The sequence below is a fragment of the Streptomyces sp. NPDC004542 genome (assembly GCF_040610035.1).
Taxonomy (GTDB): Bacteria; Actinomycetota; Actinomycetes; order Streptomycetales; family Streptomycetaceae; genus Streptomyces.
On the sequence record NZ_JBEXLP010000102.1, the window covers coordinates 1 to 24,259 of the forward strand.

General features: G+C 71.9%; 24 protein-coding genes, 1 other RNA gene and 1 pseudogene. 15 read left to right on the forward strand and 11 right to left on the reverse strand.

The window, feature by feature from the left end:
* Window positions 1-343: 343 nt before the first annotated feature.
* The 7 genes and pseudogenes from ABZX30_RS33040 (at window position 344) to ABZX30_RS33070 (ending at window position 4,523) form a co-directional block, all read left to right on the forward strand.
* On the forward strand, window positions 344-610 hold the full coding sequence (locus ABZX30_RS33040; RefSeq protein WP_355940518.1) for a hypothetical protein: 267 nt from the start codon (window positions 344-346) through the stop codon (window positions 608-610).
* A complete protein-coding gene (locus tag ABZX30_RS33045) occupies window positions 579-1,106 on the forward strand; it encodes a DUF6879 family protein (protein ID WP_355940521.1) in 528 nt (175 codons plus the stop codon). Before ABZX30_RS33040 ends, ABZX30_RS33045 begins: the two co-directional genes overlap by 32 nt.
* Before the next feature lie 16 nt (window positions 1,107-1,122).
* Window positions 1,123-1,971: a helix-turn-helix transcriptional regulator gene (locus ABZX30_RS33050; protein WP_355940524.1), complete on the forward strand. Its 849-nt coding sequence runs from the start codon at window positions 1,123-1,125 to the stop codon at window positions 1,969-1,971.
* Window positions 1,972-2,409: 438 nt separating this feature from the next.
* Window positions 2,410-2,583: a hypothetical protein gene (locus ABZX30_RS33055; protein ID WP_355940527.1), complete on the forward strand. Its 174-nt coding sequence runs from the start codon at window positions 2,410-2,412 to the stop codon at window positions 2,581-2,583.
* A 9-nt stretch (window positions 2,584-2,592) separates the two neighbouring features.
* Window positions 2,593-3,780, forward strand: a complete 1,188-nt coding sequence (locus ABZX30_RS33060; protein ID WP_355940530.1) for a cupin domain-containing protein — start codon at window positions 2,593-2,595, stop codon at window positions 3,778-3,780.
* Window positions 3,714-4,085: pseudogene (locus tag ABZX30_RS33065) on the forward strand (aldo/keto reductase); the annotation flags it as partial. The gene ABZX30_RS33060 and the pseudogene ABZX30_RS33065, both read left to right, overlap by 67 nt.
* 174 nt (window positions 4,086-4,259) lie before the next feature.
* Complete coding sequence (locus ABZX30_RS33070; protein ID WP_355940577.1) at window positions 4,260-4,523, forward strand: hypothetical protein; 264 nt, start codon at window positions 4,260-4,262, stop codon at window positions 4,521-4,523.
* On the opposite strand, the gene ABZX30_RS33075 is transcribed toward ABZX30_RS33070, so the two are convergent.
* Complete coding sequence (locus tag ABZX30_RS33075; protein ID WP_355940533.1) at window positions 4,511-5,365, reverse strand: hypothetical protein; 855 nt, start codon at window positions 5,363-5,365, stop codon at window positions 4,511-4,513. The genes ABZX30_RS33070 and ABZX30_RS33075 overlap by 13 nt on opposite strands.
* Before the next feature lie 257 nt (window positions 5,366-5,622).
* Between ABZX30_RS33075 and ABZX30_RS33080 the strand changes: the two genes are divergently transcribed.
* Together ABZX30_RS33080 and ABZX30_RS33085 are read left to right on the forward strand one after the other, a co-directional pair.
* Window positions 5,623-5,814: a hypothetical protein gene (locus tag ABZX30_RS33080; RefSeq protein ID WP_355940535.1), complete on the forward strand. Its 192-nt coding sequence runs from the start codon at window positions 5,623-5,625 to the stop codon at window positions 5,812-5,814.
* A gap of 80 nt (window positions 5,815-5,894) precedes the next feature.
* The gene (locus ABZX30_RS33085) at window positions 5,895-7,511 is read left to right on the forward strand and encodes a protein kinase (RefSeq protein WP_355940538.1); all 1,617 of its coding nucleotides are present in this window, start codon (window positions 5,895-5,897) and stop codon (window positions 7,509-7,511) included.
* Between the two features lie 197 nt (window positions 7,512-7,708).
* Here the strand turns inward: ABZX30_RS33085 and ABZX30_RS33090 are convergent, their stop codons facing one another.
* The 3 genes from ABZX30_RS33090 to ABZX30_RS33100 form a co-directional block, all read right to left on the reverse strand.
* Window positions 7,709-9,034 carry a ricin-type beta-trefoil lectin domain protein gene (locus tag ABZX30_RS33090; protein ID WP_355940541.1) on the reverse strand — a complete coding sequence of 442 codons (1,326 nt, stop codon included), beginning with the start codon at window positions 9,032-9,034 and terminating at the stop codon, window positions 7,709-7,711.
* Window positions 9,035-10,180: 1,146 nt separating this feature from the next.
* An RNA gene (rnpB, locus tag ABZX30_RS33095) (RNase P RNA component class A) lies at window positions 10,181-10,587 on the reverse strand.
* A gap of 59 nt (window positions 10,588-10,646) precedes the next feature.
* Window positions 10,647-11,096: an AraC family ligand binding domain-containing protein gene (locus ABZX30_RS33100; protein ID WP_355940544.1), complete on the reverse strand. Its 450-nt coding sequence runs from the start codon at window positions 11,094-11,096 to the stop codon at window positions 10,647-10,649.
* A gap of 130 nt (window positions 11,097-11,226) precedes the next feature.
* Here ABZX30_RS33100 and yaaA point away from each other — a divergent pair, with 130 nt between their 5' ends.
* Together yaaA and eda are read left to right on the forward strand one after the other, a co-directional pair.
* Complete coding sequence (gene yaaA, locus ABZX30_RS33105; RefSeq protein ID WP_355940547.1) at window positions 11,227-12,009, forward strand: peroxide stress protein YaaA; 783 nt, start codon at window positions 11,227-11,229, stop codon at window positions 12,007-12,009.
* A 104-nt stretch (window positions 12,010-12,113) separates the two neighbouring features.
* Window positions 12,114-12,830: a bifunctional 4-hydroxy-2-oxoglutarate aldolase/2-dehydro-3-deoxy-phosphogluconate aldolase gene (gene eda / locus ABZX30_RS33110; RefSeq protein WP_355940550.1), complete on the forward strand. Its 717-nt coding sequence runs from the start codon at window positions 12,114-12,116 to the stop codon at window positions 12,828-12,830.
* Here the strand turns inward: eda and ABZX30_RS33115 are convergent.
* From ABZX30_RS33115 to ABZX30_RS33125, 3 genes are read right to left on the reverse strand one after another with little or no spacing between them, the layout of a single operon-like run.
* Window positions 12,802-14,211: a bifunctional RNase H/acid phosphatase gene (locus tag ABZX30_RS33115; RefSeq protein WP_355940552.1), complete on the reverse strand. Its 1,410-nt coding sequence runs from the start codon at window positions 14,209-14,211 to the stop codon at window positions 12,802-12,804. The genes eda and ABZX30_RS33115 overlap by 29 nt on opposite strands.
* Before the next feature lie 17 nt (window positions 14,212-14,228).
* Window positions 14,229-14,972, reverse strand: a complete 744-nt coding sequence (locus ABZX30_RS33120) for a C4-type zinc ribbon domain-containing protein (protein WP_355940572.1) — start codon at window positions 14,970-14,972, stop codon at window positions 14,229-14,231.
* On the reverse strand, window positions 14,969-15,826 hold the full coding sequence (locus ABZX30_RS33125) for a Nif3-like dinuclear metal center hexameric protein (protein WP_355940554.1): 858 nt from the start codon (window positions 15,824-15,826) through the stop codon (window positions 14,969-14,971). Before ABZX30_RS33125 ends, ABZX30_RS33120 begins: the two co-directional genes overlap by 4 nt.
* 187 nt (window positions 15,827-16,013) lie before the next feature.
* On the opposite strand from ABZX30_RS33125, the gene ABZX30_RS33130 reads away from it, so the two are divergent.
* The gene (locus ABZX30_RS33130; RefSeq protein WP_355940556.1) at window positions 16,014-17,174 is read left to right on the forward strand and encodes a hypothetical protein; all 1,161 of its coding nucleotides are present in this window, start codon (window positions 16,014-16,016) and stop codon (window positions 17,172-17,174) included.
* Between the two features lie 94 nt (window positions 17,175-17,268).
* Window positions 17,269-17,424: a hypothetical protein gene (locus ABZX30_RS33135; protein WP_355940558.1), complete on the forward strand. Its 156-nt coding sequence runs from the start codon at window positions 17,269-17,271 to the stop codon at window positions 17,422-17,424.
* Between the two features lie 50 nt (window positions 17,425-17,474).
* Here the strand turns inward: ABZX30_RS33135 and ABZX30_RS33140 are convergent, their stop codons facing one another.
* The 3 genes from ABZX30_RS33140 to ABZX30_RS33150 all read right to left on the reverse strand — a co-directional run bounded on the left by ABZX30_RS33140 (window position 17,475) and on the right by ABZX30_RS33150 (window position 20,480).
* The gene (locus ABZX30_RS33140; protein ID WP_355940560.1) at window positions 17,475-18,413 is read right to left on the reverse strand and encodes a 3-oxoacyl-ACP reductase; all 939 of its coding nucleotides are present in this window, start codon (window positions 18,411-18,413) and stop codon (window positions 17,475-17,477) included.
* 89 nt (window positions 18,414-18,502) lie between these two features.
* Window positions 18,503-19,579 carry a Zn-dependent alcohol dehydrogenase gene (locus ABZX30_RS33145; RefSeq protein ID WP_355940562.1) on the reverse strand — a complete coding sequence of 359 codons (1,077 nt, stop codon included), beginning with the start codon at window positions 19,577-19,579 and terminating at the stop codon, window positions 18,503-18,505.
* Between the two features lie 28 nt (window positions 19,580-19,607).
* Complete coding sequence (locus ABZX30_RS33150) at window positions 19,608-20,480, reverse strand: MaoC/PaaZ C-terminal domain-containing protein (RefSeq protein ID WP_355940564.1); 873 nt, start codon at window positions 20,478-20,480, stop codon at window positions 19,608-19,610.
* Between the two features lie 398 nt (window positions 20,481-20,878).
* Here ABZX30_RS33150 and ABZX30_RS33155 point away from each other — a divergent pair, with 398 nt between their 5' ends.
* Window positions 20,879-22,093 carry a histidine kinase gene (locus ABZX30_RS33155; protein ID WP_355940574.1) on the forward strand — a complete coding sequence of 405 codons (1,215 nt, stop codon included), beginning with the start codon at window positions 20,879-20,881 and terminating at the stop codon, window positions 22,091-22,093.
* A gap of 451 nt (window positions 22,094-22,544) precedes the next feature.
* Window positions 22,545-23,156 (forward strand): response regulator transcription factor, encoded by a 612-nt coding sequence (locus tag ABZX30_RS33160; protein WP_355940567.1) that lies wholly within the window; start codon window positions 22,545-22,547, stop codon window positions 23,154-23,156.
* 27 nt (window positions 23,157-23,183) lie between these two features.
* Here ABZX30_RS33160 and ABZX30_RS33165 read toward each other — a convergent pair.
* Window positions 23,184-24,259: MFS transporter (locus ABZX30_RS33165; RefSeq protein ID WP_355940569.1), on the reverse strand; the 1,076-nt coding region annotated here is incomplete at its 5' end.

Sequence of the window (24,259 nt, forward strand, 5' to 3'; positions counted from 1 at the left end):
CACCGACCGGCTCAGCCACGGACTCGTGCTCGATCGTCATCTCACTCACTTGGCGTCTCCATGATCAACAGATCCGCCGTTGATTAGACACTCCCACGCGCACCGCCGCCAGTCGGAACCGTGTCCGGCTGTTGGATGACGAGGCGGGAGGGGTGCAAGGTGCGATGATGCGGAGCTACGCGGCAGCGTGACAGCCGGCGTGGAGCGAGTGACCGGCGGACTGCATGTCCGCGTGAACAAGCCGTTTTGACGCGAAGAGCGCCTCGCTCCCTTGACCTGGGGCAACCGCTCGGGAAGCGTCGCAACGCAAGAACCCGCAACCGACTTGAAACGGGAGGGCACCATGGCCCTAGAGTTCGTCGGCATCGACCCGGAGACCACCGGAGGCGGCTCACCGACCGTGTGGGTGGAGGAAGGGACGGCCGACCTCATCCTCCAGGGCGAGGAGGCCGACAGGCTGCTGAAGGCCCAGGTAGGCGAAACGGAATGGGTCACCGGACACGACACGGGAATTCCCCCGCACGAGACGGTGATCCGCATCCCGGCCCGCATGGTGCCGATTCTGAGGGAGGCATGTGATGTCGCAGAACGGCGTGCCGGACTTCGCTGAGCTACTGGGCTCCGCCCAGCGCACCGCCGTCCACCTGGAGATGCGCGATATCTACAGCGTCGGCGACGAGAAGGAGAGCTTCGAGGATTTCCTACGGACCGGTAGGACCGACCTCGACCCCGACTCGCCGTTCTGGCAGGGCTGGACCCCACTGGTGCGCGATACCGTCGCCAGGGGTGTCCGGATGCGCCGGGCCCGGATCGTCTCCGAGCCGGTGACCGATTACATCCGTTGGGAGCACGCCCTGACCTCGGTCAACGTCGCCGTCGGTGAGCATGTCCGCTGGCTCCCCCGCCGCCTCGCCTCCGACATCGCCCTTCCCGGAAACGACCTGTGGCTGATCGACGAACGGCGGGTGATGTTTCACTGGTTCACCGGTGACGGCGATTGGGCAGGACATGAGTTCGCCCAGGACCCCGACGTGGTGAAGATGGTCGTTACCGCGTTCGAGGCTGTGTGGGAGCGCGCCATCGACCACGAGAAGTTCACCGTCTGATCCCGCACACGACTCCATGTCCGCCTCCCCCTCCTCCAGCGCCCAAGCAGCGCGCGAAGCCCTCGCGAAGCGCTTGCAGAACCTTCGCCAGGATGCCGGTCTCACCGGGAAGGAGCTTTCCATCCGGTGCGGCTGGCATCCGGCGAAGACGACTCGCATCCAGAAGGGCGAGACCGTGCCCTCCGACTCGGACATCAGGGCCTGGTGCGCAGCCTGCGGAGCAGAGAATCAGGCAGAGGACCTCATCGCCACGGCGCGGGCGGTCGACTCCATGTATGTGGAGTGGCGACGCATCCACAAAGACGGAATGCGCAAGGTCCAGGAGGACTTCTCCACCTTCCACGAGCAGGCGGCCGTGTGCCGCGTGTACTGCTCCAACGCCGTTCCTGGGTTCTTCCAGACCGCCGCCTTCGCCACCGCCCTCATGCAGTCGATCACCGACTTCCAGGGAACGCCCAACGACGTCGCCAGGGCCGTTGCCGCCCGTCTCACGCGTAACCGGTTCCTGTACGAGGGGGGCCACCGATTCGTCGTGCTGATGGAGGAGTGGATTCTGCGCTCGCGGATCGGCGACCGGGAGACGATGGCCAACCAGCTCCGGCACCTGCTTGACGTCCTGCCGCTGCCCTCGGTCTCGCTCGGTGTCATTCCCTTCACCGTCCAGCGGGTCATCTGGCCCCTGGAGGCGTTCTACATCTTCGACGACACCCACGCCGTGGTGGAGACCCTGACCGCCGAGATCAACATCCGACAGCCGCGCGAAATCGCCGACTACCGCAAGGCGTTCGCCGAACTCGCGAAGATGGCCGTCTACGGCGACCGTGCCCGCGCCCTCATCAACTCCGCCATCCGCGCCTTTGAGTGACGTTCCGCAATAACCCGCAATTTCATTGAGCCCGATCTCATCGCATCCGTACGGTGGTTGAGGTCGCCGGAGAGGAACCTCCCCTCATCGACGGCAGGGGAGGACAGACCCAGGCCCATCCGGCAGCCCCCGTACCCCGGCTGGGCCGTCCCATCGAAGGGCTGCCCCGTGACGATGACCGCCGCCAGGCCCGCCTCGATCAGCGCACCTGACCACAGCGGGACGACGCCCGGCGCGGAAGTCCCCAAATCAGAGATCGTCCCGTAAATCCCTGGAGAGGTCGAGCGGGACAGATCCGGTGCTCCCCTACTCGAAGGGAGCACCGGGGTAATACGGCACCAATGCACGAATCCGCCTTTCTGTCGTGCGCGAGGGCGGGTCGACTCAGAACTTTCCACCCGACCCGGGTGGAAGAGGCCGAAGAGGGAAGGGCACGAGATGGCAGAGAATGCATACACGCCGACGGGGACCAACCCCGCACTCCTGATCGCCGTGGAGGAACTGGCCGCCCCGCACGACCGAAGCGAGTCCGAGCGGTCCGACATCACCAGCTCGCAGAACAGTGCAGGCGACGACGGCGACAACCGCGATCTGAACCTCCCCAAGGAGTAGGAGGAACCCATGGAACACCGGCTAGTCACCCACATCGAGAAGGCTCTCGGCTGGGACGGGCCGGGTTCCGTGGGGACCGCGTTCGCACGCGGCCGTCTCACGGACCCGGACCTGCCCGCCCGCCTGCTGACACCGCACAAGCTGCTGGACCTGATCAAGCATCGCCACCTGGCCAACCCGCAGCTCCGCTGCTACGCCGAGGGCGACGAGATTCACCCGTCCACGTTCCTGTCCACCAACGTCAACCGGCGCAGGCAGGCCGTGAGCCAGGCCGACATGGCGGCCCTCGGACGGATCCTCAACGACGGCGGCACCGTGGTCCTGGATCACGTGGACTTCTTCGACCCGACGCTGGAAGTCGCCTGCCGGGCCCTGGGTTGGTGGTCTGGTGAACTGACCTCCGCGAACGCATACCTCGCGGTCGGCGAGACCGACGGATTCCATCTGCACTGGGACGACCATGAAGTCATCGCCGTGCAGCTCTCCGGCGAGAAGTCGTGGGAGGTACGCGGCCCCTCCCGGCCGGCGCCGATGTACCGCGACGCGGAACGCAACCACATCCCCTCCGAGGAAGTACTGTGGGAGGGCACCATGCGGGCCGGGGACATCATGCACATCCCGCGTGGCTTCTGGCACACCGCGACCCGTCTCGGCTCCGGCAGCGGTGGCCACTCTCTACACGTGACGTTCGGATTCACCAAACGGACCGGCGTCACGTGGGCCAACTTCCTCTCCGACGCCGCCCGCGCCGATGAAGCGTTCCGCCGTGACCTGGAGGGCGCTGAGGGAACCGTGCACAAGGTGCTAACGGACAAGCTCAGCGCTCTCACCACCGCCTACAGCCCCGAGCGGTACCTGGACGAGCTGCGGTGCAGCACCCCGCCCGCACGCCACATGCCCCATGTGACCGCTTTCGGCCGACCGGTCGGAGTCGCAGCCGTCACCGAGTTCGCTCCCTCCATCATCCGCTCCGGTGACACGGTCGAAGTCTGCGGCGGCGGCAAGCGGCTGACGTTCCGCAAACACGCGGAACCGAGCGTCCGTGTGCTTCTGTCGGGCCACCCGGTCCACCTCGACGGCGCCGACGAGGACACCACCGCCCTGGCCGACCTGCTCATCACGGAGGGACTGTGCGAACCACTGACGGAAATCTCCTCCTTGGGCTATACCGGTCTGGTCACTCCCGTGACGTACTAGAAGCAGCCGCTGGCCTCGGCGTAACGCGCCTCGACACCGCCTCGAACTACCTCCGCCATCGCTCACACGAGGTACTGAAGACGGTGGCCGGCGATCTCCTGCCGAAATTCTCGGTCTCCACCAAGGTCGGGTATTTCCCGGGAGGACACTCCCTCGCTCCTGCCCAGCTGCGCACCGGAGTCGAGCAGGCCGTGAAGGATCTTGGACGAGAGCCGGACGCGGTGCTCCTCCACAACCCCGAGCACTCCCGCCCCGACACGGAGATGCTGGCACAGGCGTGCGCGGCGCTGGCCGACGCCGCTCAGACGGGGCTGTGCGGGGGGTGGGGTGTAGCGAGCTGGGATCCGCGCCCGCTTACAGACCTCGACGTACCCCGCCCTGATGTCCTCATGGTCCGGTCAGGGCTGCTGGTGAGTGTCAGGGTCCTCGAAGCGGCCGAGGCCTTGGTTACGCGGTGGCGGCCGTCGCAGGTGTGGGGCATGAGCCCTTTCGGCGGAAGTACGACCGAGGCGGTGTGGGAGAGGTTCGACCCTCGGATCTTCCTGCGGCATTCCCCGTCGGCCACGCGGGTCCAGGCGGCGTTCCGCTCCGCCTACGGCCTGCCCCGAGTCGACGCGGTCACGGTCGGTACGGACAACGTCGACCACCTGCGGGAGCTGATCGGCGCTCTGGCGTACCAGATCGACGACCATGTGGTCCGGGAGTACCGGCGGCTCCTCCAGGCCCGCCGTCAGCCGGTCTGAAGTTCCTTCACCACTCGATCCGCCGTCTCCCTGGCGGGCCCCAGTCGGGGGTCGGCCGGCTCAGCGCAGGGGCCGAGGATCTTCGCGACGACGAACAGCGTCATCAGCTTGCCGTCCCGGGTGTCCAGATCGTCACGCCGCTCGCTGCGGACGCGGTCGGCCAGAGCCGGGACGGCGAGGGAGGCGCCCCACAGATTCGCCGCGTCCAGGCCGCACGGGGCCATGCCCCAGTCCTCCCAGTCGAACACGCAGAATACCGGCGCCGTCATGTTCGCCCAGTTGAAATCCGCATGGGCCGAACGCCATTCGGTCACGGTCGTATCGACACCGGGGAAGACGCTGTGGACCGTTCCCGTGATCAGTTCCTGCGTGAGCGTCTCGGTATCCGGTGTCGCGATCCGGTTGGTGTTCTGCGCGGCGAGGGCGTCCATGGAGGCATTCAGCGCGGCCCACCACTCCTCGGGCAGTTGCGGATCCTGCGAGACCACCGCACTGCCCACCGGCGCCCCCGGCAGCAGCTCCGTCTCATCCGCCCGCCACATCACCGGCTCCGTCTCGTCACGCCACGCGACGCCGGCGCGCCACGCCGGTTTCGCGATCCCGCGCAGGGCCTCGGCGGAAGCGGTGCCATCCCCACCCTGAACCCCGATCCGGTCAAGTCCGCGCCTTTCGACACGTACCCACGTATCGCGGTCCGTCCGCGTGCCGATCGAGCGGCGCTTGCGTACTACGGTGTCCCGATTCAGGCGCGTCTGAAGCGAACGCTCCACACGATCGAGAACCTCATCAACCGCTGCAACCCGCAAATCGACGGCCCGAGTTGAATTGTCCCAGTGCGTCATAAACGTGACCGTAGCAGTGTGCCGGTCCGTCGAGGCTCATCTCGGTCACAGTGGCGAAACTTCGAGGTCAAGCCCCTCGCACCGTTCGGCACCCTGGAGAGCGTCAACGCCGCGCCGTCGGCGGGTGACCCACCCGGAAGAGAACATCGACGACAAGGGTGCCTGACCCGCCCGGTCCACCCGCCCCGCCCGGCCGACCGCTCCGCCCCGTCACCCCCCCTGGGCGTGACATCGCACACCGACTATGAGGAGCAGTAATGCCCGACATCACCTGGGAAAACCCCTTCTGCGCCGAGGGCAGCTCCTGCTTCCGCCTAGGCACCGACACCGACGGCAACGCCTACATAGCCGTCGCCGGCCAGGAGGACCACTTCCTCACCGACTCCCTCGAAGCCCTGCGCACCCTCATCACCGACATCAAGGCCGGCAAGGCCGATCACTTGCTGTAGGACCCCGTGCAAGCCGCCGCCGGTCGGTACGGTGTACAGCGATCGACTGACGGGCTATCAGGACGACGGGGGCGCAACGCGTGGCGCAGGCGCGGAGGATCGGCGAGCAGGGCCGGTACGAGCTGATCGAGGAGATCGAGTCCGGCGGCATGGGCACGGTCTGGCGCGGCTACGACGCCGTCCTGGACCGGGAGATCGCGGTCAAGCTCATCCGGCCCGACATCGTCGCGTCGCCCGCGCAGGCGAAGGAGTTCACCCGCCGGTTCGAGCGCGAGGCGCGCGTGACCGCCCGGATCGGGCATCACGGCGTACCGCAGGTGTTCGACGCGGTGTTGGACGAGGCGTCGTACGACCGGCTGTACCTGGTGATGGAGTACGTGCGCGGGGTCTCCCTGCGCACGGTGCTCACGGGTACGGAGGGCGGCGCGGCGGTGGCGCTGCCGGTGAGCTGGGCCGCGTCGATCGCCGCGCAGATCTGCACGGTCCTGTCGTACGCCCACGCGATCCCGGTCGTACACCGCGACCTGAAGCCGGACAACGTGCTGATCGCCGCGGACGGCACGGTCAAGGTGCTGGATTTCGGCATCGCGAAGCTGCTGGGCACGGACGTCACGCGGCTGACGGCCACCGGCAGCCGGATCGGGACCAGTCGCTACATGCCGCCCGAGCAGATCGACTGCGCGCAGATCACGCCGCTCAGCGACCTCTACGCGCTCGGCTGTGTGCTGCACGAACTCCTGGCCGGGCAGCCGGTCTTCAGCGGCGACAACGAGTACCAGCTCCTGCACCAGCACATGGACGTGCCGCCGAGGCCGCTGCGCACCCTGCGGCCCGAGGTGCCGGAGGACCTGGAGGCGCTGACCCTGGAGCTGCTGGCGAAGACGCCCGAGCAGCGTCCCGCCGACGCGTACGCGGTGTACGAGCGTCTCGCACCGCACCTGCCGCAACCGGGATCGGCGTCCGACCCCATGGCCCTCACCCACGGCGGCTCCCCTTCCGGGGTTCCCGACCCGACGGTGGTCTACCGGCAGCCGAACGCACCGCTGCGGCGGACCACGCCGCCCGTGCCGTCACCCGGGCCGCTGGCTCCCGTACCGGGCCGGGCGCGCGCCGACACGGCACTGCGGGACGCCATCCGGGACGCCTACGCCCGGTCCGCGGACCTGGCCGAGAGCGGGCGGTTCGCCCAGGCCGCGGACGTCCTCAAGGCGGTGATCACCACGGCGGCCACCGCTCTCGGCGCACACAACCCCCGTGTGCTGGGTCTGCGGCGGCAGCGCGCGGCGGTCCTCATGTACGGCGAGGACTTCCGTCGCGCGTTACCGGAGTTCGAGGCGCTGGCCGCCGTCTACGCCCGTACGGAGGGACCGGCCGGCGAAAGCGCGCTGGAGTGCCGTCGGCACGCCGCCCACTGCCGGGCCAACCTCGGCCAGGCCACCGCGGCCCTGCGCGAGTTCCAGGAGGTGCTGGAGGTCGTGTCCGACGTGGCCGGAGACGCCTCCGAGACCGCTCTCGACCTGCGCCGCAGCATCGGTGTCCTCCTCTTCTCCGAGGGCCGCCGCACCGAGGCCGAGGGTGTCCTCGACGCCCTCCACGAGGACATGTGCGTACTCCTCGGGGAGGACCACGAGGAGACCCGCGAGATCGCCGGTCTCCTCGCCCGGCTACGCGGCCCGGAGGGGCCACGCCTCTCCTGACGTCCCGCCGATGCCGTGCGAAAGCGCCGTCAGTTCCGTTCCTCGCCCTTTTCGCTGTGGACGCGCCGGCTGTTGCGGACGCCTACCCGGCCTTGGGGAAACTTCGGCCTCGAGGTCGCTCGCCGGGGCGGGCACGTCGGTCGGCCCGCGGCCGGCGCGCCGTGAGCGCACGTCCCACTCGTCAGCCGGTCACGGGATCAGCCGCGTGTCCACTTCTGGTTGCTGCCGCCGGTGCAGGTCCACAACTCGACGAGGGCTCCGTTGGCGGTGGAGGCGCCGGTGACGTCCAGGCACAGACCGGACTGGACACTGGTGACGGTGCCGTCGCTGTTGACCTTCCACTTCTGGCCGGCGCCGCCGTCGCAGTCCCAGATGACGGCCTTGGTGCCGGGCGAGGTCCCGGCGTCGTAGGCCTCGAGGCACTTGTTTCCGTAGACGCGCAGTTCCTGGGCGGAGGTGAGCGTCCAGTGCTGGTTGCTCCCGCCGTTGCAGTCCCAGATCTCGGTCTGCACACCGTTGGCCGTGCTGAAGCCGGGTACGTCCAGGCAGCGGTTGGATCCGGCCCCGCGCAGTGCGGTGCCGATCTCCGTGCCACCCCCGTCGCCCGGGTCGGTGCCGGTGCCCCAGCCCCACTGGAGGCGGTCGAGGCCGGACCGGTTGGTGACGGTCAGTGACAGGTTGGTGCCGCTGCCGGTCAGGGAGGTGATGGCGCACGAGGCGTTCTCGCACGGGCCCGGACCCTGCGTCTGGGCCGCCTCCTTGACGCCTGTCCACAGTACGGAGCCCATGCCGAGGCTGCGCACGGTGTCGGTGACGGCGTAGAGGTAGGACAGGTCGTTGGTGCCGTCCTTGGGACCGTTGTAGTCGACGCCGGTGGTCATGGGGACGCCGAACTCGGTCAGTACGGCGCGGTCGGCGTAGCCGCACAGAGCGCCGGTGAAGTCGTTGATCCAGTCGGCCTCGGTGGTGTGGGAATCGCCGAACATGCTGTAGATGTGGATCGACAGCAGGGTGCCGGACAGCCGGGAGTCGGCGCCGACGGAGCAGAGGTTGTTGTCGGCCCACAGGCCCGGCACGATCACGTGCCCACGGGAGAGGCCGGGGTAGCGCGCCAGCCAGGAGGCCTCGAAATCGGTCAGCTCGGTGGCGGTGTAGCCGTACGGCTCGTTCATGATGTCGAAGTAGAAGTTACTCTTCGCGCCGTACTTGTTGATCATCGTGTCCCACATCTGGTTGAAGGACGCGGTGTCACCGACCTTTCCGCCCTGCAGCCACGGTGCGACGATGACGTTCATTCCCAGGGCGGTCGCGGCGTCCAGCGCGGCGGTGTAGCTGTTCCACCAGGTTCCGGACGTGGTCGCCGCGTTGAAGCCGAGGCGGACGGTGTTGGCGCCGAGCGCCTGGAATCCCTTGAGGATCGCCGTGGACTTCGTGTAGGTCGTCGCGTAGTCGTCCGACGTCGACAGGCCCACGGGCACGTTGGGGCCGGTGATGAAGTTGTCGTCGGGGTCGGCCCAGTTCACTCCGTGGAACTGACTGGTGGCCGCTGCCGCCTGAGCCTCTCGCGCAGACGACGCGGCCTGTGCCGGGCCGGCCGTCAGCAGCCCCGACAGCGCCAGGGCCGACACCGCCAGGCCGGCGATCAGCCGCCGGACGGTTCGGAGGCGGCCGCGCCCGGCGGCCGGGCCGTGAACCCCGGGTTCCGGAGCGACAGGAGCATTCGGCCGTGCACCCGCTGCCGGATCGACCGGCCCGCTTAACAGGCGGGTTGTCATGCTGTCCATGCGGTCCATGCGGTCTCCTGGTGAACGTCGGAGGAAGAGCCGGCCCGGCGGCTGGTGCGCGTCGACGACGCCGGACGCGGACATCCGCCGGCCACGGCGGCGGGCGGGGTCCCCGTGCGGCGGCGGCAGCGCCCCCTCCAGGTGGCCGGGAGCGCCGACCGCGGACATCGACGCGCGGCGGGGAAGGAACCCCCTCGGCGGGCGGCGTGGATGGCGGTTGAAGTGCGGTCTCGCTCGTGCAGCACAGTCGAAGCGCTTCGAACTTGCCAGTCTCCTGACGCACTGTCAATGGTCGTGTCGCAGATCGCCACTTGCGCCACGGCTCGTGTCGTGCGCGCGCCGTCATCACCTCCGCCTTCGCCTTCGCCTTCGTCTGCCAGATGAAGCGCTTCGACGACTCGAAGGGGAAGGGCCGCCTCCATGAGTCGGGGAAAGACGCGCGGCATCACCGGCCGGCCGGGCGGCCCGGCCTTCGGCGGGGAGGGACCCCAGCCCCGAGCCGGTGCGGGTGATCGCGCGGATCGGCTCCCCGCGCACGGCCGTGGCGACGTGCCCCGGACCCGGGGCACCGGGCGCCCCGGCGTCCGACGAACGAGCCGCCGCCTGCTCCGGCGGACGAGGACGCAGACCGCTCCACCGGGCAAGGGCACGCGTGGCCGTCACCCGGCGGGCCGTCACCTTCGGACGTGGCCGGCCGCGGAGGGGCCTCGGTGCCGGCGCGGTTCGGTTCACCCGCACGACCGACCGTTTTTCAGGGACTTTCAGCGCTGCCCGAGGGACTTCCGAGGGACTTTCCGCCGCGTAACGCGGCAAGCCCTCGAAAGATCGGAAAGGGTCTCCGACGCGGGTCAGAGGCCCTTTCCCGGGCAAAGCCGCAGGTGGCGGCAGACGAGTCGGGCTGTACGCCGGGTTCTGTTCCCCGGTCCCTCGCGGGAGTCGGGGCGACGGCCATCCATCTAGGGCCGGTGTTGCCACCGGTCTCGTGCGGTCTACCCGCGGACTCGGGCGGGCAGCCCTCGAACGTCCGCGCAGAGCGCGCCTTTCACAGCGGCTCCTTTTGACCTTGCTCCGGGTGGGGTTTACCTAGCTGCCCAGGTCACCCTGGGCACTGGTGGTCTCTTACACCACCGTTTCACCCTTACCGAGGACCGAGGTCCCCGGCGGTCTGTTTTCTGTGGCACTGTCCCGCGGGTCACCCCGGGTGGCCGTTAGCCATCACCCTGCCCTGTGGAGCCCGGACGTTCCTCGGGAAGCCCCCTAGAGGGACTCCACGCGGCCGTCCGCCCGGCTCGTCTGCCGTGTCGACCATGGTACCGGGCGGGCGGGGCGCCCGGTTCCTCCGGTCCTCCGGTCAGAGGAAGTCCGTGGTGTCCAGGTCGAAGGCGAACGGCTCGGGCAGCGCGACCGGCTTGCCGAAGGGGTGGGTGCGGTGCTCGCGGTAGGTGTCGTCCTCCGGGATGCCGAACAGCGTGACCGAGGCGGCGTCACGGTCGACCAGCAGGTAGAACGGGATGCCGCTCCGGTTCGTCCGCGGGCTCGGCTGTGCCACAGGGGTGGCGCTTCGCCTCGTACCGGCCGCCGTGGCCGGCACCGATCCCGCCAGGGAGCCCGGGCCGGAGCGGATCAGGCCGCCGCGGTGGTCGATGGCCTCGCAGCCGCCGGTGGTGACGCCGATGGTGTACTCGTCGTGCGCGTGCGGGGCGTGGACGTGGGTGTCGAAGCAGGCGGTCAGCAGGTCGAGGGGCGGCCCGCAGCGGCCCAGTCGTGCCCTGGTCCAGGTGGCCTGCTCGCGTTCGTTCACCGCGCCCCCTTGTTCATGGCACGTGCGCTACGGGTGCAACGCCCCGAGCCCCGTTTCCATGCCGCCGCCGGGTCCGCGGCGCCGGGAAACCGGCCGTACGCTGGCCCGGAGCTCAACAGAAGGAGTCACCGTGCTTGTCCTGCTCCCGCCCTCCGAAGGCAAGGCCGCCTCCGGGCGTGGTGCCCCGCTGAAGCCGGAGTCGCTGTCCCTGCCGGGGCTGAACGCGGCGCGCGAGGCCGTGCTCGGGGAACTGGTCGGGCTGTGCTCGGGTGACGAGGAGAAGGCGCGGGAGGTGCTCGGGCTGAGCGAGGGGCTGCGGGGGGAGGTGGCCAAGAACGCCGGGCTGCGCACCGCCGGGGCCCGGCCGGCGGGCGAGATCTACACGGGGGTCCTGTACGACGCCCTCGGCCTGGCCTCCCTCGACGCCGCCGCCAAGAAGCGTGCCACGGGGTCGCTGCTGGTGTTCTCCGGGCTGTGGGGGGCCGTCCGGATCACCGACCGGATCCCCTCCTACCGGTGCTCGATGGGCGTGAGGCTGCCCGGGCTGGGCGCGCTCGGCGCGTACTGGCGGACGCCGATGGCGGAGGTGCTGCCCGAGGCGGCCGGGGACGGGCCGGTGCTGGATCTGCGGTCCGCCGCCTACGCCGCCGCCTGGAAGCCGAAGGGTGAGCTCGCCGGGCGGACCGCGAGCGTACGGGTGCTGCACGCGCCGACCCGGAAGGTGGTCAGCCACTTCAACAAGGCGACGAAGGGGCGGATGGTGCGCAGCCTGCTGTCGGCGGGGGCGGCGCCCGGGAGCCCCGCCGAGCTGGTGGAGGCGCTGCGGGACCTGGGGTACGTGGTGGAGGCGGAGGCTCCCGCGAAGGCGGGGCGGCCGTGGGCGCTGGACGTGCTGGTGTCGGAGGTTCACTGACGCCGCGACGGCAGGCGGTAGGCGGTAGGCGGTAGGCGGTAGGCGGTATTGCAGCATGCGCAACGTTCTTTGCGCATGCTGCACGCCGCGGGCACGATGAGCGCATGACCTCGCCGTTGCCCTCTTCCCCGGCTGCCTCCGCCGTCTCAGCCGTCTCCGCCGCCTCAGCCGTATCCGCCGCTTCCGTGCTGGATCTCGTGCCCGGCGTGCCCGTGGTGCCCGTGGTGGTCCTCTCCGACGCCGCCGACGCCGTACCGCTGGCGCGGGCCCTGGTGGCCGGGGGGCTGTCCGCGATCGAGGTGACGTTGCGGACACCCGCCGCGCTGGAGTCGATCCGGGCGATCTCCGGTGCGGTGCCGGACGCGGTGGTCGGCGCGGGCACGGTGCTGACGCCCGATCAGGTGACGGAGTGCGTGGCCGCGGGGGCCAGGTTCCTGGTCAGTCCCGGCTGGACGGACGTACTGCTGGGGGCGATGCGGGAGTCCGGGGTGCCGTTCCTGCCGGGGGTGTCGACCGCCTCGGAGGTGGTGGCACTGCTGGAGCGCGGGGTGCGGGAGATGAAGTTCTTCCCGGCGCAGGCGGCCGGGGGTACGGCGTATCTGCGGTCGCTGGCCGGTCCGTTGCCGCAGGCCCGGTTCTGCCCGACGGGCGGCATCGGGCCGGACAACGCCCAGGACTATCTGTCCCTGCCCAACGTCGCCTGCGTCGGCGGGAGCTGGATGGTCCCGGCGGACGCCGTCGCGGCCCGGGACTGGACGCGCGTCGAGGCGCTGGCGCGGGCCGCCGCCGGGCTCAGGACCGCAGGTGGGACGTGTCGTTGAACAGCCGTACGCTCGCGTTGCCGTCCGCGTAGTACGCCACCGCCGACAGCGAGGCCGCCGACAGTTCCATGCGGAACAGGGACTCGGGCGGGGCGCCGAGGGCGAGGCGCAGGAACGTCTTGATCGGGGTGACGTGCGTGACCAGCAGGACCGTGCGGCCCGCGTACGCCGCGACCAGTTTGTCGCGGGTGACGGCGATCCGGGCGGCGGTCGCCTCGAAGCTCTCGCCGCCGCCGGTGGGTTCGGCGGCCGGATCGGCGAGCCAGGCGTTCAGGTCGTCCGGGTGGCGCTCCCGTACCTCGCCGAAGGTGAGTCCCTCCCAGGCGCCGAAGTCCGTCTCCCGCAGCCCGTCGTCGACCGTCACCTCCAGCCCGAGCCGGGCGGCGACGATGCCCGCGGTCTCGCGGGTACGGGCGAGGGGGGAGGCCACGACGGCCTGGATCGTGCCGCGCCTGGCGAGGGCGGCGGCGACCCGCCGCGCCTGCTCCCGGCCGACGTCGGACAAGGAGGGGTCGGTGCCGCCACTGCCCGAGAAACGCTTCTGCGGGGTGAGCGGGGTCTCGCCGTGGCGCAGCAGTACGAAGGTGGCGGGGGCGCCCAGATCGGGGGCGGCGCTCCAGCCGGGGGCGGAGGGGGCGGGGGTGGCCACCGTACGGGCCGCGCGCAGGTCGGCGGCGCGGGCCCCGGCCTCGCGCGCCGCGTCGGCCTCGGCCGCACGGGCCGCCTCGGCCTCGACGTCGTCCTCCGCCGGGGCCGCGATCGGCTTCGCGAAGCCGGAGCCGGACCCGGCACCGGAGCGGGACCCGGCGCACCGGCCCGTCGCCAGGGCCGCCCGTGCCTTCGCCGCGCCCGCCGCCGCGTCCCCGGGCGGGCCCTGCGGTTCCGGGAGCGCGGGTTCCGGGAGCGCGGGTTCCGGGAGCGGGTCCGCGGTGTCGAGGGCCGCCCGGGACGTGGACGGGGACCACTGCTCCCCCTTGACGCCCGCGTCCATCGCCTCGTTGGCCAGGCGGTCCGCGTGCTTGTTCCGCTCGCGCGGGATCCACTCGTAGCTGACCTGGCCGGCCGGGAAGACGCGGGCGGCCTCCGCCGCCAGCGGCTTCATGTCCGGGTGCTTGATCTTCCAGCGGCCCGACATCTGCTCGACGACGAGCTTGGAGTCCATGCGGACGTGGACCCGGGCGGCCGGGTCGAGGGCGTGGGCGGCGCGCAGACCGGCCACGAGGCCCCGGTACTCGGCCACGTTGTTGGTGACGACGCCGAGGTACTCCGCCGCCTCGCCCAGGGCCTGACCCGTCGCCGCGTCGCGGACCACGGCACCGTAACCGGCCGGGCCGGGGTTGCCCCGCGACCCGCCGTCGGCCTCGACGATGAACTCCCGCACCACCGGCTCCCGCGGACCTAGAGGCCGGACTCGGCCGTGCGCACCAGGATGCGGCGGCAGTTCTCGCAGCGCACCACCGTGTCCGGGGCGGCCGCGCGGATCGCGTTGATGTCGGTGATCGCCAGCTCCTGGCGGCAGCCCTGGCAGGTGCGCTGGTACAGCTTGGCCGCGCCGATCCCGCCCTGCTGCTCGCGCAGCTTGTCGTACAGCTTGAGCAGGTCCGCGGGGACCGCGCCCGCGATGACCTCGCGCTCCTTGGTGACCGAGCCCGCCTCGCCGTCGATCTCCTCGAAGGCGGCGTCCCGGCGCCCGGTCGCGTCGTCGATCCTCCCCTGGACGGAGGCCACCCGCTCGGTCAGCTCGGCCACCCGCTCCTGCACGGACTCGCGGCGCTCCATGACTTCCAGGACGACGTCCTCGAGGTCGCCCTGCCGCTTGGCGAGGGAGACGATCTCCCGCTGGAGGTTCTCCAGGTCCTTGGGGCTGGTGACCGCGCCGGAGTCCAGGCGCTGCTGGTCCCGGGCGGCACGCTGGCGGACCTGGTCGACGTCCTGCTCGGCCTTGGTCTGCTCGCGGGCGGTGTCGCTCTCCTCGGTCTGCGCGGCCACGAGCAGGTCGCGCAGCTGCGTGAGGTCCTTGGTCAGCGACTCGATCTCGGCGTGCTCGGGCAGGGACTTCCGCTTGTGCGCCAGCTGCTGCAGGCGGACGTCGAGGGCCTGGACGTCGAGGAGTCGGATCTGGTCGGCGGGCGCGGCGTTCAGTTGGGGGCTCCCATGGTGCTAGAGGTCGTGGTGGACGCCGCGTGGGCGGTCCAGGGGTCGGTGACCGTCTTCGAGACGTGGACGCGCAGGTCCCAGCCGTGGCGGTCGGAGATTTCGTCGAGCTGGGCGGCGGCCTGCTCGCACCAGGGCCATTCGGTGGCCCAGTGGGCCGCGTCGAGCAGCGCGAGCGAGCCGTGCGCGATCGCCTCGGAGGCCGGGTGGTGGCGCAGGTCCGCGGTGAGGAAGGCGTCCACGCCGGCCGCCCGGACGTGGTCGAAGAGGCTGTCGCCGGAGCCGCCGCTGACCGCGACGGTGCGGACGACCGCCTCGGGGTCGCCGGCCACCCGGATGCCCTGCGCGGTGGCGGGCAGCCGTTCGGCGGCGCGGGCGGCGAGTTCGCGCACGGTCACCGGGTGGTCCAGCTCGCAGATCCGTCCCAGGCCCCGGCGGCCCTCCGGGTCGGCCGGATCCGGCACGAGGGGCCGTACGACCCGCAGGTCCAGCGCTCCGGCCAGCGCGTCGCTGACGCCCGGGTCGGCCGTGTCGGCGTTGGTGTGGGCGACGTGCAGCGCGATGTCGTTCTTGATGAGGGTGTGCACGACCCGCCCCTTGACGGTGGAGGCCGCGACCGTGGTCGTACCGCGCAGGTAGAGCGGGTGGTGGGTGACGAGCAGGTCGGCGCCGAGCTGCACCGCCTCGTCGACGATCTCCCGGACCGGGTCGACGGCGAACAGGACCCGGGTGACCTCCTGGTCGGGGTCGCCCACGACGGTGCCGACCGCGTCCCAGGACTCGGCCCGCTCGGCGGGCCACAGGTTCTCCAGCGCGGCGATGACTTCAGACAGACGAGGCACGGGGAAAGGCTACCTGCCTGTTCCGCACGGGTGTACCGACTCCGCCTCACCGGTCTGCGGACAGCACAGCGATCCCCGTTTCCTCAGAGGAACCACCGCACGGCCACCCGTACGTGTGAAGCAGCCGCCCGGCGCTCCCCCGCCTGTGCGTACGAAACCTAGCTTCATCACCGGAGGTGACCGAACGATGACAGCGTGTGCGATCGAATCGTCGGCGGCCGGAGCGGACGGAGGGGCGCCCCGGGCGGGCTGCGCCATCACCGTGGACGGCGTCTACGCCGCCCGCCTCGCGCCGGCCGGGGACTGCTGGTTCCCGGAGCGCTGGACGCTGAGCGGGCCCGAGCCGTACGCCGTTCCCCTGCCCGGCAACCAGCCGGAGGAGCCCGGTACCGAGGTGCAGCCGATGGGCGACGGACGGGTCCTCATCCACCGGCCGGTGGAGCGGCGGCACGCCTTCTCGCTGCTGTACCCGACCGGTCCGGACACCGGCGAACTGCCGCTCGGCGCGGTGGAGCGCCCGGAGGAGGACGCCCGGGTGCGGCTGCTGCCCCCGGTGCCGGGCGGCGAGCGGGCCTACGCGCTCGTGGTGGGCCGCTACACGACGGCGGTGTGGCTGGTGGCGGGCGGCGCCTTCGGGCCCGAGCAGCTCGCCGAGGTCCCCGGGCGCTGCTCGGGCGGTGTCTGGCTGGACCGCACGGGACGGCTGCTCGCCGTGGACCGGGAGATCGGCGGCCGGACCAAGGCGGTCGTGGTGGACCTGGAGCGGGGCGGCGAGGTGTCGCCGCTGCTGCAGATCGCCGCCGACAGCGACGACCGGCTGCGGCTCGCCGACCCCGACAGCGGGCTGCTGCTGATCTCCTCGGACGCGCCCTCCCCGGGGCGGGAACGGCTGGGCTGGGGCATCCTGGGCAGCTCGCTGCCGGTGCGGTTCCCGGAGTGCCTGCGGCTGCCCGGCTGCGCGGTGACGCCGTTCTCGATCCAGCCGGGGCAGGTGCTGATGCCGGAGACCTGCGCGGTGGCCCTGCGGATTGACGGACCGCTGGGCACCTGGGTCGGCGTGTGGCGGCCCGTGGAACGGCAGGTGCACCATGTCGCGGCGCCCGAGGGCTGGCTGGCGGGGGCCGGGGTGTGGACGGCGGACGCGGTACTGCGGCTGCCGTACGCCACCCGGGACGTGCCGTGCGGGGTGGCGGGGCTGGCGGCGCCGCCGAGAGACCTGGCCGTCCCGGCTTCCAGACGGGCCCTGGAGCCTGCTCCCCGGCCGGTGGAAGCGGAGCCCGAAAGGCCGGTCGCGCCCCGTCCGGTGCCGCTCCAGCAGGCGCCGTTGGGGCGGGTTGTAACGAACTAGTGCCGGTTGGCGTGCCCGTCTGGATTCGGCCCGAGGTGGGCCGGTTAGACTCACCCGGCTGTAAAAAGATCATGTTGACGGGGTGAATTCTTCCATGAGCGACGCCAGCACCACCCAGACGCTGTCCGCCGACTCCCGAGAGGCCACGGGCCACGGCAAGCACCGCGGGCCGGTCTCGGTCCGGGACGGCGAGACGGCCCCGAGCGGCCGCCACCGCAAGCCGGTCGAGCAGACCGAGGCGGCTGCCTGACGGTACGCCGGAAGGGGGCCGTCCGCCAGTGGCGGCCCCCTTCCGCGTGTTCAACGCCGCTTGAGTGCCAGCACCTCCGCCGCCGCGAACGTCTCCCCCGCCGGGCGCCCCGCGTAGTGCGGGGTGAGCAGCGCGTCGAGTTCGTCGTACGTGAAGGTCTCCTGCTTGCTGTCGAACTGTGCCTGTACGCGCGGCCGTTCGACGACGGCCACCATGCCGCCGTGCACCACGAGCAGCTGTCCGTTGACCCGGGCGGCGGCGGGCGAGGCGAGGTAGCCGACGAGCGGGGCGACGTGCTCGGGGGCGAGCGGGTCGAGGCCCTCCTCGGGGGCGGCGAGCCCGGCGAAGACGTCCTCGGTCATCCGGGTCCGGGCGCGCGGGCAGATGGCGTTGGCCGTCACGCCGTACTTGGCGAGGGCGAGGGCGGTGGACGTGGTGAGGCCCACGATGCCGCCCTTCGCGGCCGCGTAGTTGGGCTGCCCCGCCGAACCGGCCAGGAACGCCTCCGAGGAGGTGTTCACGATCCGCCCGTACACCGGCCCCCCGGCCGCCTTGGACCGCTCCCGCCAGTGTGCGGCGGCGAGGTGGGTGGTGTTGAAGTGGCCCTTGAGGTGGACCCGGATGACCGAGTCCCACTCGTCCTCCGTCATGGAGAAGACCATGCGGTCGCGCAGGATGCCCGCGTTGTTGACCAGGACGTCGAGCCGGCCGAACTCCTCGACGGCCAGCCGGACGAGGGTCCGGGCCTGCTGGAGGTCGGCGACGTCGCCGGTGTGGGCCACGGCCCGGCCGCCCGCCGCGCGGATCTCGGCGGCGACCTGCTCGGCGGGGCCGGCCGAGGCCTCGCCGGAGCCGTCCCGGCCGGGCCGGCCGTGGTCGTTGACGACGACGGCCGCGCCGAGCCGGGCGAGTTCCAGCGCCTCGGCCCGGCCGAGCCCCCGACCGGCGCCCGTGACGATCGCCGACAGTCCTTCGAGTGGCAGTGCCATACGGATCCCCGGCCTCTCCGGCTCGTCCGTCAGATTCCTTCAGATTCCTTCAGATTCCGTGAGGTTCAATCTGATTCAGTCTGGTTCCGTCAGATCTCGATGCACGTACGCAGGGCGGTCCCGGTGCGCATCTGGTCCAGCGCCTCGTTGACGCCGGCGAGCGGCACCCGGTGGGTGATCAGCCCCGCCAGGTCGATACGGCCCGCCCGCCACAGGGCGACGGTCCGCTCGTAGGAGCGCAGCACGTCCCCGCCGCCGTACATCGACGGCAGGATCCGCTTCTCGTCGAAGAACAGCTCGAACATGTTGAGCTGGAGGAAGTCGTCCATGGCGCCGGCGCCGACGATGACGAGGGTGCCGCCGCGGCGGGTGTTCTCGTAGGCGGTGCGGGCGGTGGCGGACCTGCCGACGACCTCGAAGACGTAGTCGAAGCCCTCGCCGCCGGTCACCTGCTGCTTGGCGCCGGGCAGTTCCTCCGGGGAGACCGCCCGGGTCGCACCGAACCCCAGCGCGGACTCGCGGCGCGAGGCCACCGGGTCGACGGCGACGATCTCGGCGGCCCCCTTCAGCCGGGCCCCCTGGATCGCGGAGATGCCGACGCCTCCGCAGCCGATCACGGCGACCGACGAACCGGCCCGCACGTCGGCGGTGTTGAGCGCGGCGCCCAGTCCGGTCGTGACCCCGCAGCCGATCAGGGCGGCGATGTCGAAGGGCACGTCGTCCGGGATGGGCACGGCGCAGCCCGCGTCGACGACGACCTCCTCGGCGAAGGTGCCGGTGCCCGCGAAGCCGAAGACGTCCCCGCCGGGCCGCTTGAAGTTGGGGGTGCCCGCGTTCATGAACCCGGCCAGGCACAGTTCGGTCTGTCCGCGCCTGCAGGCGGGGCAGGCGCCGCAGGCGGGCAGCCAGCAGATCACCACCCGGTCGCCGGGCTTCAGGCCGCGGACGCCCTCCCCGACGTCGAGGATCTCGCCCGCCCCCTCGTGGCCGGGCACGAAGGGCGCCGGCTGCGGCAGCACCCCGCTCATCGCGGACAGGTCCGAGTGGCACAGCCCGGTGGCGCGCACCCGGACCCTCACCCGGCCGGGGCCGAAGCCCACCGCCTCGACGTCGTCGAGGACCTCCAGCTTGTCCTGGCCGATCTCGTGCAGTACGGCTGCGCGCATGGTGCGGCTCCCCTCGTGAAGGCTGGGCTCAGGAGTGTCGGACGACCGTGTCGGCGAGGACCGGCGCGTCCCGCTCGGCCGCGCTCACGGCGACCCGCACGGAGCCGTCGCCCCGCCACATCCGGATGCGCAGGGTCTCGCCCGGGTACACCACCCCGGCGAAGCGGGTGGTGTAGGAGCGGACCCGGGTGACGTCACCGCCGAGCAGGGTGTCGACGACGGCCTTCAGCGTCATGCCGTACGTGCACAGCCCGTGCAGGATGGGCCGGTCGAACCCGGCGAGCTTGGCGAACTCGGGGTCGGCGTGCAGCGGGTTCCAGTCGCCGGAGAGGCGGTAGAGCAGGGCCTGGTCCTCGCGGACCGGCCGCTCGACGGTCCGGTGCGGCTCACCCTCGGGCGGGTCCAGCCGGGCGGAGGGCCCGCGGTCGCCGCCCCAGCCGCCCTCTCCCCGTACGAAGATCTGGGCGTCGCTGGTCCACAGCGGGCCGTCGCCGTCCGCGACCTCGGTGCGCAGGACGAGCACGGCCGCCTTGCCCTTGTCGTACACCGCGGCGATGCGGCCGGTGGCCGTGGCGCCGCCCTCGGCCGGGAGGGGACGGTGCACGGTGAGCGACTGGCCGCCGTGCAGGACGCGGGCGAGGTCGACGTCGACGCCGGGCATGGACAGGCCGCTGATCACACCCGGGGCCCCGTTGCCCGCGACGGTGGCGAAGCTCGGCAGCACGTGCAGCCGGGACTCCAGCGTGTAGCGCAGTTCGTCGGGGTCGGTGGCGGGGCTGTGCCGGTCGGGGTTCGCGCCGGCGCCGATGCCGAGGTGGTAGAGCTGGACGTCCTTGGTGGTCCAGGTGATCTCGCCGGTCCTCGGCTCGGCCGCGAGGGCCTTGGCTGCGTCGATGGGCATACGGCTCCTGACACTGGCGGCTTCAAGACCCCGGCACGGCCGTCCGCACCGTCGGCCGCACCGAGGTCGTCACGGGCCGATCTAGAACGCGTTCCAGTCCGGCGCCCTCTGTATAGCCCAGGGCTCCGTAGTTGTGAAGGCTCCTGACATGCCGTCAGGCGAGGACCGCCGATGCGGACGCGCAGTGACATTTGTACTGCCCGGATGCGTACATGTGCATCTGCCGACACGCACCGACCGGCTCGTAGTGTGTGCCGCCGTACGGACCGCGGGGAACATCCGGCGGGGACCATCTGATCGGGGGATCTCGGATGAGCGGCACGATCGGTGCGTGGCGGCGGAAGGCCCTCGGCCGGGCGGAGGACCGGCGAGTGGCGCGGGCGCGGTGGAAGGAGGACATGGAGCGCTTCAAGGCGGCGCGGCGGGGGGCCCGCGGGAACGGTCAGGTCCCCGAGCACCCGGGGCCGCCGCCCACCGGATTCGCCCTGCTGCCCTGGCTGCTGATGGGGCTGGGCTCCTTCTCCAACCTCCTCCAGGGCGAGACCCCGAATCCGTTGATCGCGGGCCTGGGTCTGCTGGCCTTCAACTCGCTCTACGTGTACCTGGCGTTCCGCGCCTTCCACAAGGAGAAGCGCGAGGCGGCCTCCACCCGGGTGGCACTGCTGCTGATGGGGCTGGTGACCACGGGGCTGGCCCTCGGCTACGGCGGCACCTGGCTGCTGTTCTTCCCGCTGCTGGGCCTGGCGACCGGGGCGGTCGTGCGGGGTCCGCGGCTCGGCAGGACGGGCATCGCGCTGGCCGCCTTCGCGGGCGCCGTCTCGTGGTTCCGCGACGGGGGAGACGCGGTGAACATCGCCTACGGCACCTTCCTGTCCACGATGGTGACCGCCGCGATCCTCTCCCTCTCCGAGGCCGTGCGGGACCTGCGCGCCGCCCGCGAGGAACTGGCCCGGCAGGCGGTGGAGAAGGAGCGGCTGCGGTTCTCCCGCGACCTGCACGACCTGCTCGGCCACACCCTGTCGGTGATCGTGGTGAAGTCGGAGGCGGCCCGTCGGCTGGCCCCGCGCGACATCACCGCCGCGCTGGCGCAGATCGGCGACATCGAGTCGGTGGGCCGACAGGCGCTGACCGAGATACGCGAGGCGGTGACCGGCTACCGCGAGGGCAGCCTGGCCACGGAACTGACCCGGGCCCGTTCGGCACTGTCCGCGGCGAGCGTGGAGCCGGTGGTGCGCCAGTCCGGGACGCCGCTCGCCCCGCAGACCGAGGCACTGCTCGGCTGGGTGGTCCGCGAGGCGGTCACCAACGTCGTCCGGCACAGTGACGCCACCCGCTGCGAGATCACCGTGGAGAGCGGCACCGGGCGGGCCCGGCTCACCGTCACCGACAACGGCACCGGCACCGGCACCGGCACCGGCAAGGTGGTCACGCGTCCCGCGGAGGGCATCGGCGGCACCGGCCTGAAGGGCCTGGCCGAGCGCCTCGCGGCGGCGGGCGGCTCCCTCAGCGCCGGACCGTCGCCGCGAGGCGGCTTCACGGTCACCGCCGGTCTCCCGGTGGAGCCGGCGCAACTGGCCACCACCGGAGCGGCCACCACACCCCGGGCGAACTGACCACCCAGCCCACGTGGCCGCTCCAGGACATGCCGCCGCGCGGTCACCGCCGGTGGAGCCGACGGAACCGGCCGCCGAACCGGGCGGCCACGGCGCCCGGGGCGAGCTGACCACCCAGCCCACGCCATCGCACCAGAACGTGCCGCTGCGCAGTCACCGCCGGTGCAGCCGGTGGCGCCGCCGGAACCGACCGCCACCGAGGCGACCACCGCACCCCCGGCGAACCGACCACCCAGCCCACGCCAGTCGCTCCAGGACATGCCGCCCCGCAGTCACCGCCGGTACCGCGATGACGCCTACGGAACCGGCCGCCACCGAGGCGACCACCGCACCCCCGGCGAACCGACCACCCAGCCCACACCATCGCTCCAGGACATGCCGCGCCCCGCAGTCACCGCCCCCGGCGCCGTCGTGGCCTCGGAGCCGGTCGCGTGCTGGCTACGCTGGGGCGGTGAAGAACATCAGGGTCCTGCTCGCCGAGGACCAGGGCATGATGCGCGGCGCGCTGGCCTTACTGCTCGGCATGGAGCGGGACATCGAGGTCGTCGCGCAGGTCGCGACGGGCGACGCGATCGTGGACGCGGCGCTGCTGCACCGGCCCGACGTGGCCCTGCTGGACATCGAACTGCCCGGGCGCAGCGGTCTGGACGCGGCGGCGGAGCTGCGCGAGCAGGTGCCCGGCTGCCGGGTGCTGATCCTGACCACCTTCGGCCGGCCCGGCTATCTGCGCCGGGCCATGGAGGCGGGGGCGTCCGGTTTCCTGGTCAAGGACGGGCCGGTCGAGGAACTGGCCGCGGCGATCCGTCGCGTCCTCACCGGGGAGACGGTGGTGGACCCGGTGCTGGCCGCGGCGGCGCTCAGTGCCGGACCGAACCCGCTGACGGCCCGCGAGTGCGACGTGCTGAAGGCGTCGGTGGACGGGGGGACCGTCGCCGACATCGCCGCGAAGCTGCACCTGTCCGAGTCCACGGTGCGCAACTACCTGTCCTCCGCGATCGGCAAGACGGGCACGCGGAACCGGGCGGAGGCGGTGCGGGAGGCCCGGCAGCAGGGCTGGCTGTGACCTCCCGGCGCGCTCACGGCGGCACCGTCACTTCGCGGCGGAATCCGCGGCGGCCGGGGAGAGCCCGCGCGGCAGCCACACCAGCATCAGCGCCGCCCCGCCCAGCAGCAGCACCGCACTCGTGCGGAAGGCCAGCGCGTACCCCTGGGTGAGGGCCACGGCCCCGCCGCCCTCGCCGGTACGCGCCGCCGCGATGGTCGACATCACCGCCAGCCCCAGCGAACCGCCCATCGTGCGCGAGGTGTTGACCAGCCCCGACACCAGGCCGGCCTCCCCCGGAGCCGCCCCGGACGTGGCCAGCGCGGCCAGCGGGGTGGCCGCCAGACCCGCCCCCAGCATCATCAGGATCCCGGGGATCATGATCGCCGTGACGTACGCCTCGTCCGCGCCCATCGTCGACTGCCACCCGAACCCGGCCGCCGCCACCAGCGTCCCCAGCGCCGCCACCGTGCGCGCCCCGGCCGTCCGCATCAGCCGCGGAGCCAGCTTGGAGCCCGCCACCACGGCCAGGGAGCTGGGGACCAGTGCGAGTCCGGCGCCCAGGGGCGAGTAGCCGAGCACGTTCTGCGCGTACAGCGTCATGAAGTACCACATGCAGAACATCGCCGAACCGCTCACGAACATCGCCGCGTTCGCCGACGCCACCGGCCGCAGCCGCAGCAGCCCGAGCGGCATCAGCGGGGCCGCCGTACGCGCCTGCACCAGCAGGAACAGGCCGAGCAGCGCGAGTCCGGCGGCCAGCGGCACCAGCGTCGCCGCGGCCGTCCACCCCTCCGCGTCGGTCTGCACGATCCCGTACGCCAGTGTCGCCAGGCCCGCCGTGACCAGCAGCGCGCCCGGCAGGTCGAGCCGCCGCCCGTCCCCCGCCCGGCTCTCCACCAGCCACAGCACGGACCCGGCGAGCACCACCGCGCCCACCGGCACGTTGATCAGCAGCACCCACCGCCACGACAGCACGTCCACCAGCACCCCGCCGACGAGTCCGCCCGCGGCGCCGCCGCCCGCGCCCACCGCCGTCCAGGTGGCTATGGCCCGCGCCCGGGCCGCGCAGCGGCCGGGATGACGTGGTGTTCGGAACCGTGTTGTTCGGGCGGATGAACGCC